This is a genomic window from Paenibacillus sp. FSL R10-2788 (assembly GCF_038003885.1).
In the GTDB taxonomy this organism is placed as follows: domain Bacteria; phylum Bacillota; class Bacilli; order Paenibacillales; family Paenibacillaceae; genus Paenibacillus_AQ; species Paenibacillus_AQ odorifer.
The window spans coordinates 3,783,366-3,796,211 of sequence record NZ_JBBOQA010000001.1 but is presented as its reverse complement, the minus strand read 5'-3'; the positions used below and the strand labels follow the sequence as shown (position 1 = coordinate 3,796,211).

12 protein-coding genes are annotated in these 12,846 nt (G+C 44.7%); 9 read left to right on the top strand and 3 right to left on the bottom strand.

From position 1 onward, the window contains the following. Window positions 1-81: 81 nt before the first annotated feature. The 7 genes from NSQ50_RS16820 (at window position 82) to NSQ50_RS16790 (ending at window position 8,048) form a co-directional block, all read left to right on the top strand. Window positions 82-585, top strand: a complete 504-nt coding sequence (locus NSQ50_RS16820; protein WP_178420224.1) for a hypothetical protein — start codon at window positions 82-84, stop codon at window positions 583-585. Window positions 586-587: 2 nt separating this feature from the next. Continuing rightward, window positions 588-1,454 (top strand): SDR family oxidoreductase, encoded by an 867-nt coding sequence (locus NSQ50_RS16815; protein WP_076098778.1) that lies wholly within the window; start codon window positions 588-590, stop codon window positions 1,452-1,454. A gap of 541 nt (window positions 1,455-1,995) precedes the next feature. Continuing rightward, on the top strand, window positions 1,996-4,137 hold the full coding sequence (locus NSQ50_RS16810) for a peptide ABC transporter substrate-binding protein (protein WP_052097081.1): 2,142 nt from the start codon (window positions 1,996-1,998) through the stop codon (window positions 4,135-4,137). A gap of 75 nt (window positions 4,138-4,212) precedes the next feature. Next, window positions 4,213-5,175 (top strand): ABC transporter permease, encoded by a 963-nt coding sequence (locus NSQ50_RS16805; RefSeq protein ID WP_036687660.1) that lies wholly within the window; start codon window positions 4,213-4,215, stop codon window positions 5,173-5,175. A gap of 36 nt (window positions 5,176-5,211) precedes the next feature. Beyond that, the gene (locus tag NSQ50_RS16800) at window positions 5,212-6,114 is read left to right on the top strand and encodes an ABC transporter permease (RefSeq protein ID WP_080742512.1); all 903 of its coding nucleotides are present in this window, start codon (window positions 5,212-5,214) and stop codon (window positions 6,112-6,114) included. A 1-nt stretch (window position 6,115) separates the two neighbouring features. After that, window positions 6,116-7,102, top strand: a complete 987-nt coding sequence (locus NSQ50_RS16795) for an ABC transporter ATP-binding protein (protein ID WP_036687658.1) — start codon at window positions 6,116-6,118, stop codon at window positions 7,100-7,102. After that, a complete protein-coding gene (locus NSQ50_RS16790; protein ID WP_076098781.1) occupies window positions 7,092-8,048 on the top strand; it encodes an ABC transporter ATP-binding protein in 957 nt (318 codons plus the stop codon). The genes NSQ50_RS16795 and NSQ50_RS16790 overlap by 11 nt, the downstream gene beginning before the upstream one ends. Window positions 8,049-8,190: 142 nt before the next feature. On the opposite strand, the gene NSQ50_RS16785 is transcribed toward NSQ50_RS16790, so the two are convergent. From NSQ50_RS16785 to NSQ50_RS16775, 3 genes are all read right to left on the bottom strand, one after another. Beyond that, window positions 8,191-8,898, bottom strand: coding sequence for a DsbA family protein (locus tag NSQ50_RS16785; RefSeq protein WP_036687653.1), 708 nt, complete (start codon window positions 8,896-8,898; stop codon window positions 8,191-8,193). A gap of 109 nt (window positions 8,899-9,007) precedes the next feature. Next, on the bottom strand, window positions 9,008-9,754 hold the full coding sequence (locus NSQ50_RS16780; protein ID WP_076141995.1) for an HAD family hydrolase: 747 nt from the start codon (window positions 9,752-9,754) through the stop codon (window positions 9,008-9,010). Window positions 9,755-9,790: 36 nt separating this feature from the next. Further along, a complete protein-coding gene (locus tag NSQ50_RS16775) occupies window positions 9,791-10,708 on the bottom strand; it encodes an ArsR/SmtB family transcription factor (protein ID WP_036687649.1) in 918 nt (305 codons plus the stop codon). A gap of 178 nt (window positions 10,709-10,886) precedes the next feature. Here NSQ50_RS16775 and NSQ50_RS16770 point away from each other — a divergent pair, with 178 nt between their 5' ends. Both NSQ50_RS16770 and NSQ50_RS16765 read left to right on the top strand, forming a co-directional pair. Further along, window positions 10,887-12,023 (top strand): MFS transporter, encoded by a 1,137-nt coding sequence (locus tag NSQ50_RS16770; RefSeq protein WP_438361439.1) that lies wholly within the window; start codon window positions 10,887-10,889, stop codon window positions 12,021-12,023. A 90-nt stretch (window positions 12,024-12,113) separates the two neighbouring features. Further along, window positions 12,114-12,839, top strand: coding sequence for a phosphonate ABC transporter ATP-binding protein (locus tag NSQ50_RS16765; RefSeq protein WP_036687647.1), 726 nt, complete (start codon window positions 12,114-12,116; stop codon window positions 12,837-12,839). Window positions 12,840-12,846: the final 7 nt, after the last annotated feature.

Below are 12,846 nucleotides of genomic sequence, written 5' to 3'. Positions count from 1 at the left end.
TACTCTTATATAGTTAGGTGCCTAATTATAATTTACTGAAATCAATCGTTGAACTATTTCAAAGAAGAAGGGAGCAACTAAATGAACCAGATGAAATACCCGAATCAGACAGAAGATGTTTACAGCATCAAGGCTGTTGGTTCCAAGAAAAAGACTTTTGTACTATGGCGTGAAGTTGTAATGGCCTATGCTGCTCCTGCCATTATGGCAGGTATCGGGGGATTGGTTACTGTAGATAGGGGGCTTCAAATAGCGGCGTTGACTACTATTGGCGGTGCATCGGCCTTGATGGCCTTGATGATTGGACTTTTGTTGCACAGCCGAGTGGGCCGTTTGCGATGGGTCATCGGTGCACCTCACTTGATTGTGGTAGGATTATTCGCAATGGCCGGGTCCTCATTTGGGCTATACGCTGCATGGATGACATCTGTTGTAGTAGAAATTATGTATCCGAGTAATCACTTGGCCTGGGTAAATCGTGTCTGGATCGATTTCCCGTTGTCTGGATTCATAGCGAGCACGATAGTGACATGGCGGTGGCGACTTGCTGTCACAACTAATTTTTCATCCAAAAGGAGAAGATAAAAATGATAGTTATTATGGGAGCAACAGGTACGATTGGAAGTGCGCTTTTGGAACGTTTGGTTGATCTTGGTGTACCTGTCAGGGCGCTGAGCAGAGAGCCAGAGAAGTTGCGTGATCAAATCGGAGAGAAAGGCCGATCGACTACTGAGGTCGCAAGGGTAGATGCTTCCGATCCTGAATCGCTGCGACGCGTGTTTACAGGTGCTAGCCAGCTCTTCCTTGCCATGTCCAACAGTCCAAGACAAATCGAATTGGAAACCTCAATCATTCAGATTGCCACCGAATCTGGAATCAAACACATCGTAAAAATATCCAGTCCAGCCTTTGAGCAGAGCTCTCCAGTGGCAGTGGCGGGCTGGCATCAAGTAATTGAGAACACGTTGAGGGAATCGGGTATCACCCATACCGTATTGCGCCCTTATGCGTTCATGCAAAATTTAATGCGCTTTGCACCAACGATCACAACCCAAAATGTTTTCTTCGGCTCTATGGGCGTTTCACCGTGTAACTTTATTGACTGTCGCGATATTGCAGACGTTGCCGCAGAAGCTCTGACCAACGACAAGGTATCAGGCCATATATATACGCTTACTGGTTCGGAGATTTTCAGTTATCCCCAGATCGCGAGTCGACTATCTGCCCTGCTTAATCGGCCGATAAGTTACATCAACATGGAACCTCAAGTACTACTCCGTAATCTTATTGAGCATGGGAATCTGCCTCCTTGGCTCGCGAACCACGTTGTGGAAATTCAAACCATGTCTAGGATGGTGCCAGAAAGTCCAAATGATACTGTGAAGCGTTTGCTCGGCAGAGATCCACGCACACTAGACGCCTTTCTACATGAGTGTGTAGATAATTTCCGGTAGAGGCGGAGTCCACCTATTCTGATTTTGTATCGATAGCAGTATTTTATTCCGATTCCCATATCTCAATGGTTCAGAGTGTATCCCAAAGGTCATAAAATGACTGCTGGGATACACTCTTTTTATTATGTTCTATGGAACTCATAGAACTTGTTCTTCTATAGCGTTTATAACAGCATTACAAGAAATAAGCTAAAATTCGTCAATAAGTTAGTGTTATTTACGAAATAAAACTAAAAAAGCTAATAAAATATTAACGAAAAATTCATATTCAACAAATAAGTTATATTAATTATAACGAGTTATGCTAACTAACGTAACATTTTTTCTTGACAATCTTTGTGGAAAATTTTAGAATGTAAGCGATTACTCTTAGTTTTCTAAGTGAAATTCAAAAGAAGACATTCGAAAGTTCACAAACAAACATCTGAGTTTAAATTTAGGGGGGCAAAACATGAGAAGGTGAAGGATAACATCATAGATAACAAAAAATAAAATGTTATTTTTTAGATTCATGACTATGTACGAGGGGGTTCACTTGAGGATGAAAAAAAAGAACGCGTTCTTAGCTCTACTTCTGTCATTTTCTTTGTTATCTGTGACTGCTTGCAGTAATTCCTCTAATAGTGCCAATGAGAACGGTAAAAATGCTGCAGGCAATAGCAATACTTCGGTAAAAGCAACCAGTGATGTGGGTCAAACGGCAGTTAAGAATGAAGGTGCTGCTGATCTTGAAATTAAGGCGGGAAGTTCGGTAACCGTTTTCAATCCAAAGATCCCGACGCTTGATCCTACACAATGGCAAGGACAAATTCTGGTAGGGCAAGGAACTTTGCTCGAAGGGCTTTATGGCTACAATCAGGATAATGAAATCGTTCCGAAAATTGCGACAGGTTATACCGTCTCCGACGACAAAAAAACTTGGACATTTACCCTCCGTAAAGATGCCAAATGGTCTAACGGCGATCCTGTGACCGCCCATGATTTTTATTTTTCTTATATGTATCAATTGGATCCAGCTAACACAACCGCACAACTTTGGCTAAGCGTGCTTAATTTTGTGAAGAACGGATATGCATACCATGCCGGATCTGTAAGTAAAGAAGAAGTTGGTCTAAAAGTAGTTGATGATTACACTCTGGAAATTACGACCACGCTGCCTCACGCGATTCTGGGTGATATGGTTCTTTCCGGGTCGATGCCTATGAATCCTAAAGCGGTCGAAGCGAACCCTGGTAAGTGGTTTGAACCGGGGAATTTTGTGAGCAATGGCCCTTACATGGTTAAATCTTTTACACCAAACGGTGAACTTGTCATGGTGAGCAATCCGAATTATGTAGGTGCAGCTGGCCAGCTTAATCACGGCAATGTAGAGACCATCCATGTTCTTCCGGCAACAACCGTGCCGGTGGAGGATTATATGTCCGGCCATGCGGATGTTGTTCTAATCCAAAGCGCGTCTGATTTACAATACGTGAAGAAAACGGATGAGCTAAAGTCCCAGTTGTATACTGCAGCGACTTATGCGATCAAATATTTGCTCTGGAGCAACCCGACAACGGAATCTCCATATGACAAAAAAGAGGTGCGCCAGGCTATCGCCAAAGCGATCCAACGTAAACCGATCGTAGAATCGGTGCTGAACGGCATGGGCGGGGCGACCAATATCTTTGCTTCACCAGGTTGGCCAACGGAAAAACTGGAGCAAGGACTTCCGGAAGATCTCGAGGCAGCCAAACAATTATTGAAGGATGCCGGTTATGAAGGCGGTAAAGGTCTGCCAACCTTATCGCTGTATGTTGGGGTCAAGCAAGTAGATGCTCAGGGTGAGCAAATCGCTTTGGCGTTAGGTCAATTACTGCAACAAAATCTTGGTATCAAAACAGAGCTAGTTCAGCTCAATGAGGCGCAGTTTAACGCTTATCAGTACAGCGGACCTCAGGGCGATGCAAAACCAGGCTTTATTCTGGCGTCGGGCGCAACAAACTGGAGTGAACCAGGAAGTTTGGACATGGGTGCAACGCAGCAACTATATTCCATAGGAACGCTGGATGCTCCATTAGAAGCTACGAAACAATTCGTGGATTGGACCAAGGAAACTTATTATAAACCGGCCATTAAAAAATATGGAGATCCGGACAATAAGAACGCCGGTGTGGAATGGAGCGACTGGGCAGCATTAGAAAAAGCTGCCAAAGAGGATATCGCCTTTTTGGATAAATGGACAGCAGAGCAGCCTGCGGATTGGCAGCCTTATCTGAAACAACCGGGGCTTCCAACGGCCGCCGAACAATGGCAACAGATTGTAGATCTTTGGAAAAATGCTAAAAATAACGATGAAAAACATGCCGCCTTTGTAACCGCTTGGACCTTCGTAGCACCAAACGCGCCAGGTGGCAAGTTGAATCAAAATGCACTTGATGTACAGGTATACTACAACGGTTATCAATCCGATACCTTAAGAGATTTGAGAATGTGGCAAGCGCAATTCGTAAATGCGCTGACCGTCGAAGACGCTGCTCCTATCGCGGCTAAGGTAGTTAATAACCTGCTAGAAGAAGCTTATGCTATTCCGTTGTATTATCAACAGCAATACTTCTTGGTAAAACCCGGCATTACAGGAGTGCAATCAAATCCTTGGGCATGGGGCAACTTCTATGGGCTGCATCTTTTATCTGTAGAATAATCCTAAATGGGTTGAATAATTACCAATCGCGGGCGCCAATTATGGTGCCCGCGAATCGGTAAAGGAGGGTCGAATTTGACCATATTGAAATTTATTTCAAAGCGCATTTTACAAATCATTATCACTTTAATTTTGGTCATTTCAGTCAGCTATACCATGATGTATTATTCACCTGGCGGTTTCATGAATACGAATACCATGGCTACGGCACTGGCTCCGCTGCAAGGGCAAAACCCTGTTCTCTATCAGCAAGTCATGGACCAATTTCAAAGCCGGTATGGTTTAAATTTACCGCTGTGGCAGCAAATCATGAAGTATATATGGCATCAATTAACCTTCGATTTCGGTAATTCGATGCAGAATCCGTCTTTGCAAATTGCGACTCAACTGAAGCAGGCTTTGCCGATCAGTACACTTTTGGCATTTGGTTCTGTTGTTCTTTCGGTAATTATCGGGGTTCCGCTTGGCATTATTGCAGCACTCAAACGTAACACTTGGATCGATTATGTTGTAAGCACCATCTCATTGACGGGTCAGGCCATTCCGGCATTTGTTCTCGCGGTAATTATGGTTTTGTTATTTGGTGTTGTGTTTCAAGGGATTCTGCCTGTAACGGGATGGGGTCACTGGAGGCAAGCAATTTTGCCGATTATTTGTTTATCTGCGGCAAATGTCGGTGTTGTGGCCAGATATATGCGGGGCAGTCTGATCGAAACCATGAGGTCGGATTTTATGCGGACTGCAAAAGCTAAGGGTGTCAAATATTGGCCGATGATATTTAAGCATGGTGTCAAAAACTCGCTGACTGCGATGATAACCGTCATCGGACCACAATTTGCTTTTACAGTGATGGGCACGATCTGGGTGGAGCAAATTTTCGCCATTCCAGCACTTGGTCAGGTGATGCAGACGGCATTTACCAGTTTCGACTATCCGCTCGCCATTACATCTGTATTTCTGCTGGGATCCATGATTATGATTATGAATTTACTCGTTGACATTATTTATGCCTTTATTGATCCGCGTGTCAGATTATAAGCGGCACAGACTATACGAACCTAGGAGGGGGAGCAATTGGCTGGCACAGTTGCAGCAACTCAATCGGATGTAGCTTTGAAGAGAAAAAAGAATCTTCAGAGATCCCAGTTTTATCAAGGTTGGAAGCGATTTAAAAGACATCGTCTTGCCGTTATTGGTTTGGTCTGGGTTGTCCTTTTTTTGATCGCGGGGATTATCGGACCTTGGGTGGCTCCGTATGATTATCGCACGGGAGATTTTTTGGCCATCAATCAAGGGCCGACATGGCAGCATATTTTTGGCACGGATAATGTGGGGCATGACATGTTCAGCCAGATCTTGTTCAGTGTTCGAAGCGCTTTGATTATTGCCTTTGGCGCGACTTTGGTCAGCTTCATCATCGGGATCATATTGGGCTTATGGGCCGGATTGCGCGGCGGAATTGCCGATATGATTATTATGCGTGCTGTGGATTTCATGATGACCTTGCCGGGATTTTTGTTCGCCTTGATATTAGTCATTATGCTGGGACGTGGGTATTTATCTTTGATTCTAGCGATTGGGATTCCGGGCTGGGCGGGGTATGCGCGCTTGATCCGAAGTCTGGTCCTGAGTATGCGGGACGGGGAGATGGTGGAAGCGGCAAGAGCGTTAGGCGCATCTCAGGCGCATATTGCTAGAAGGTATATGTTGCCGAATGTTATCGGCAGTATGGGTGTCTCTCTTGCCTTCGGGATTCCCGGTGATCTCATCCAGATTGCAGGCTTAAGTATTTTTGGCATGGGGCTTCGGCCGCCAATCCCTTCATTTGGGAGTATGATTGCTCAAGCCAGTGAGAATATTCTCGGCTTTCCGTGGCTGCTGTATTTTCCGGCAGGTATCTTTGCAATAACCTTGCTTTCGTTTCTGTTTGTAGCAGACGGTCTCCAGGAAGCATTCAGTCCGAAAGGAGGCAATTAATATGGGTGAACCGCTACTTTCTATTGATGACCTTCATGTGAAGTTCTCCCGCAGTGAAGATGAAGTTTATGCCGTAAACGGCGTTAGTTTTTCAATCAATGAAAATGAATCCTTGGGGATTGTTGGTGAAAGTGGCTCCGGCAAGTCCGTTACATTGATGTCATCAATTGGGCTCATTCGCGAAAATGGAAAAATAACATCGGGGACAGCTCAGTTTAATGGTAAGGACTTACTTAAAATGCGTCCCAAACAATTAGAAGATATTCGTGGACGTGACATCGGCGTTGTTTTTCAAGATCCGATGACCAGCTTGAACCCGATCATGCGTATCGGGGATCAAATAATGGAAGCCATGCTGACGCATCAATATGCAAACCGGAAGGAAGCTTTTGACCGAACCATTCAGCTCTTGCATGAAATGGGGATTCCGGATCCCAAATCACGGTTTAAAAGTTATCCTCACGAATTTTCCGGGGGTATGCGCCAACGTATCATGATTGCTATTGCTTTGGCATGTGAACCGCAATTATTGATTGCCGATGAGCCAACAACCGCGCTTGATGTCACTGTGCAGATGCAGATTCTTGCACTATTGCAGGAATTGCGCAGAAAACATGGGATGAGCGTAGTGATGGTAACGCATGATTTTGGCCTTGCGACCAACTTTTGTGACAAAATCATCGTGATGTACGGGGGCCAAATCATGGAGAAAGCCACTACGGACAAGTTCATAAGTGAGGCGGCGCATCCCTATTCACTTGGATTGAAACGCTCCATTATCGAAGTGGGCCACAAGGGAAAAGAAATAATGCCTATTCCAAAGACGGCAAAGACACTTACACAGACATTGACCGGCTGCCCATTTGCCGATCGTTGCTTCTATACAACTGAGCGGTGTCAGAATGAGGTTCCCAAGCTTCGAGATTTTAGCACCGATCATCAGATCGCCTGCCATCATGCTGAGGAGGTCGCTTCCTATGCCCAATAATCCGCTCTTGCGCGTAGAGAATGTCTCAAAAACTTTTCGGGTACAAGGAAAAAAGCTGCATGCCATCGAGAATGTTTCTTTTACTCTGGAAGCAGGGAAAACATTGGGGCTTGTTGGGGAAAGTGGCTCAGGAAAATCAACCTTGGGGAGAATGGTTTTGCGTCTACTCGAATCTGACAAAGGAAAAATATTTTTTGAGGACGTTGAACTATCAAAGGCAAATAAAGAGAAGCTGCGGGCGATGCGCCGTGATATGCAAATTATTTTCCAGGATCCCAAGGCGAGCCTTAGCCCGAGAATGACGGTAGGAGACGCTATTGAAGATGCAATGGCTATCCACAAAATTGGAACTAAAGTAAGCCGGCATGAGCGTGTGCTCGAACTTCTTGAGCGGGTCGGTTTGCCTTCTGAAGTCCAATACGCTTATCCGCATGAACTGTCAGGTGGACAGTTGCAGCGGGTTGGAATTGCCAGAGCGTTGTCACTGAATCCCAAATTGCTTATTTGTGATGAACCGGTGTCCGCATTGGATGTATCTATTCAGGTTCAAGTCATTCAACTACTAAAGGATTTGCAGAAGGAATTTAACCTGACTTATATCTTTATTTCGCATAATTTGGCAGTAGTGGAGTATTTGAGTGATGATATCGCGGTTCTTTATTTAGGAGAGGTGGTTGAGCAGGCTCCGGCGGATGAATTGTTCAAGAAACCTACGCATCCTTACACGCAGGTCCTGCTAAATTCGATTTTGAAGATTCCGGATAGTGTGGAGCAGAAGCAGCAGATGGTATCGATTCAAGGCGAGGTGCCATCACCGCTCAATCCACCAAGTGGCTGCACTTTTCATCCGCGGTGTTCTTTTGCCTCGGATGTATGTATGGCTGTCAAGCCTGAACGGAAAATCGTGTCAGAAGGCCATAGTGCCGTGTGTCATTTGGTAGAATAAGCAGTGGCTTAATTAAGTAATCAGCAGATGACTTCTGTATATCACAGAAGTCATCTTTTTTAATTCATAGACACAAAAAAGCCCTGTAAGAAGGTCGCTTTTTTCAAAGTGAACAGCTTATAGGGCACAAGTTAAAGGCTGCTTACTGCTTGTCAATCGCTGCTGCTAACCCTTCATAGGAAGAATCCTGAAGCAGCACTCCGTTCACCATAAATTTAGGAGTACCGTTCACTCCGTAGGAACCAGCGATCTTAAAGTCTTCTTTTACATCGAACATGTAGGTATGATTCTTGAGATCTGTTTCAAATTGAGCGTAATCAATGCCCTCGATGTTATTCTTAACGAATTTTAAAATGAATTTCTGAGTGGCCCAAATTTCGCTCTCATCGCCTTGATTAGCGTACAGCTTATGAAGGTATTCCCAGAACTTCTCGTTACTTTGCTTGTAGATGGCTTCGCCGGCGCTAGCAGCAAGATAAGAGTCCCGGTCCAAAAATGCAAAGTTCATGAAGAAAAGTTCCACTTTTCCGGTATCCACGTAGTCTTTAATAAAAGTATCCAGATACTTTTCAGTCCACATTTTGCAGGCGGGACATTTGAAATCTGCGAATTCGATAACTTTAACTTTGGCATCAGGACTTCCAAGATGAGGTTGCTTCTCATATTTCAGCCCATCAACAACAATGCTTCCCTTTACGTCGGTGTAGTTGGGTAGATCTGCTGTATCATCAGTCTTATTGCTTAAGATGAAAACAATTACAGCGAGAAGGATCACAACAACGACACCTAATATCATGGGAAGCAAAGGTCTTTTGGTCTGAGATTGTTTAGCTGACACTTTCTTATTCATATCTCACCTCCTAGACAATATAGGAATACTATAAAAATAGTATAATCATCCAGTAGGTAGTGTAGATATGTCATTTGTAACAATGCTACGTAACGTTGTAGCTAGATTATTAGTTTTTGAATTTAGCGGCTGAGCGAATGACAGGAGGCACCTCGTGGATGGACGAAATAGTCATCACGGCTTGCTGCATCTCTTGCTCCAGCTCGATAAGGTTATAGCTCCATTCATTTTGTTGCTTCAGGTAGATACTGTTAATGCCTGCGGTAACTGCGGGAAGTACATCTGTACGTAACGAGTTGCCAATCATCCAGGTACGTTTGCGGTCAAAGCTTTGGGTAGCCAAAATATTTTCAAGTGCCTCAACATTTTTATGCTTCCGAATATAGATACGATCGTCAAAATAAGCATCCAGCTTCATTTGTTCAATTTTACGTTGCTGAATGGTGTCGTCCCCGCCAGTATACAAGAATAAATGGTGACCCTCTTGCTTCAGCGTATCGAGTGTTTCAACCATGCCAGGGTAAGCTTCAATTTCTTGGTCATAGACACTTAGGCCGAGCTTGTGTAATTGCTGCTCTTGAAAGCGATCTGTCGGACAGTTATATTTGCCGCAGAAATAACGGTAGGTGGCGATTAAGGATTTGGGAAAGTTGTCGCTGGCCAGGCCACTCGTGTTGACGGTATCAACATCAATTTCTATTTGCTTGCTGCGTAATTCACTGGTGCTTGGGCCAAATTCATTAAACCAATCAGTCATGAGCTCGAAATATTGCCCTAAAATTAAATCGAAATATTTGTTGCAGTGAACCAGCGTATCATCTAGATCGAAAATTACCTGTTGAGTTGTGTATTTCATATCTCTCACTCCTTGGATCTGTATCTGTATAGTGTTCTATAGGTGAATATAAGATTCTAGAAACATTTGAAGCTCAGAAGCGCCGTCTGGACGGATACTGAAGCGCTCGTCTTGTTCCCCGCGAAGATGGATACGGAGTAAACCGGCTACGCGTAGGATCATTAGGTGATGCATAAGCATTTCTCTGGATTGATTTAGATCGGACTGCATCTCCCATAGAGATTTGGGTTCATGGGCGACATACCGAAGCAATCGGAGTCTGGTTGGATCTGACAGCGCCTTGGTCATGCGCAATAGCACCATCGGTGGCTCATTTTCATCTTCCAATGGCACATCTACAGGATACTGTACAATCACCATAGTTTTGTAGAAGCAGTAGGTGTTGATTGGTCGATTATGAACGGTAGGCAATAATACTATAGTCTTAAGATCCCGTATATCCTCGAAAACTACACCACCGGATGCGTATTCAATTAAAGAAATAGGATCCATTTTGCTTTCCAGCATTTTTTTCTCAGAGGCATCTTCAATTAATAACGGTAAAATCTTGTGTTCAACATGACGGAAATATTGCTCATACCAGAGTCTAAGAAGCGGACTATAGCTGCTCTTGATCCGGGAAGCTTCATCTATGGTGAAATCATGAATTAACGGTGCGATCTGCTGATAACACTCTTCTATAGAAGCTGAATCCAGATCATCCAGGAAATGCAGTACTGACGTTGCGGGCCCTCGGCTGTAAACCCAAGCATATAACACATCATAATCCGTAAATGGCCACTCCGCAGCTTGCATGAGAGCTGTTACTTTATGAGGAGTAATGCGATCTTCCACATCACTTACCCAGTGGGGACCGAGGTCCAAATTGGAGATCCATTTTCTGGTTACATATATCATAAAACTGTCCAGCAGTTCATAAACCGGCGATACGTCGATTTTTAATTCGTAATCCATGTAACATGCACCCCCAGAAATCCGTAACTTCTACATATTATCTCTTGTTTTGAAGAGGGTTGTCCACTATAATGTTCGGTGTTTGCCAATTGGCGTTCGATCACATCATTGTTTTTATTATAGGGGGATATCATCCGTGTCAGACCGGCTTAAAGTATCTATACGAAGTAATAGCAAAATGACTTTCATGATTCTTATTACAGCTACTATAGCCGCGGGGCTTAGCCAAGGGCTGTTGCTGCCCATTCTATCCATTCTTTTGGAGCAAAAAGGAGTCTCCTCGTCACTGAACGGACTGAATGCTGCTGCCCTATACATAGGATCATTTGGGATGACCTTGATTGCTGAACGTGTTCTTGGAGCGGTTGGATTTAAAAAATTGATAGCTGGTGGGATTAGTTTAGTCTTAGTAAGCTTGCTCATGTTTCCCTTTTTTACAGGGATCAAGGTATGGTTTGTATTGCGTCTGCTTGTGGGTGTGGGCGATGCTGCGATTAATTACGGGGCCCAGCTTTGGGTTCTGCTCATGACACCTGCCGAGCATCGCGGACGTAATCTTTCACTATATGGCATGTCCTATGGTCTGGGTTTCAGCTTGGGTCCACTTGGGATAAGTCTGCTGCGTTATGGACAGGCAGTGCCTTTTATTGTTCTCGCATTTCTATTTTTGTTAGTCTTAATTCTTGTGACTACAATTCTGCCGGATTCCCGGCCAGATAAAGCGGAGAGTGGTGAAAGTCAGGTTCGCCGTTTCGGTCGTTGTTACAGCTTAGCCTGGTTCGCTTTAATTCCAGCCCTTTTATATGGCTTTATGGAAGCCAGCTTAAATAGCAGCTTTCCGGTATATGGTCTGCGTATCGGTTACAGCACAGATCAAATTGCAGCGTTATTGCCTTTTGCGGGGGTCGGAGGACTGCTTCTGCAGTTTCCATTAGGTCTGTGGAGCGACCGGTTTGGCCGCAAGCGGGTACTGATTATTGCCGGGATCGGAGGCGGGATCGCCTTCACTATGTTGCCGCTGTCAGGTGACCATTTTACGTTGACAATGGTGCTTCTGATGATCGCAGGAGGACTAGTGGGCTCCTTTTTCTCATTAGGGCTAAGTCTGGCCGCGGATATTTTGCCACGACATCTACTGCCTGCTGCCAATGTGGTTGCTTCTTTCCATTTTAGTATTGGCAGTATTATTGGTCCCGGCATTGGTGGTTTGTTGCTGCAAGTGGGCTTAAGCGGCGGTATTTTTGCCCTGATGGGTGGTTTATATATCGTGTTCGGCTTGCTTGGGTTATTATTCTCGCCACAACCTAGAAATTGAGGTAAGATAAGAACGAGTGCTCGCATGGAAATTGAACTCACATTCAGAGTACACTATAGATTATAGATGAAGACAGGGAGAGGCTGAACTATGATCACAGTTGAACACTTAGCCAAGGCAGTTGGGGAAGATAAAAATCCGGTCCTGCAGGATATAGGATTTCAATTAGAGCCGGGTGAGCTCGTAGCCATACTTGGAGCGAGTGGGAGCGGTAAGACCACTTTATTACGCTGTTTAGCGCTGCGAGAGAAGTGGGACAGAGGGAATTTTAGAGTGGACGGTACGGATATTATGGCGAGTGCCTTTTCCGGAAAAAGAAAAATTCGCCGGGAGTGGGCTTACCTGGAGCAGAATGCTGAGCTCAATCCTAACCGCACAGCGCTGAAAAACGTGCTGATCGGCCAGTCCGCACAGACGCCAATGTGGCGTATGGTTACAGGGATGGTTCGTTCAGATGATTATATGGGTGCGATGGATGAATTAGATGCCCTTGGACTTCTAGATAAAGCGAAGATGAAGACTAGCCAGCTAAGCGGTGGTGAACGTCAGCGTGTAGCGATTGCTAGAGCATTAACTCATGGTGCCAAAGTAATTCTAGCGGATGAACCGGTTACGGGTCTTGATCCCAAATCGGCAGAGAGTGTATTGGAAACTTTGCGCAGACTATGTAAAGAGACGGGGCTTACCGTAGTGACGGTGCTGCCTATTGAACTGGCTGAACGTTTCGCTTCACGTATATGGGTACTAGAAGATGGACGAATTAAACATGATATAAAGGGACGTAGATTAACGTCTCAGGAACGCGCGAATTTGTAAAGTTCGG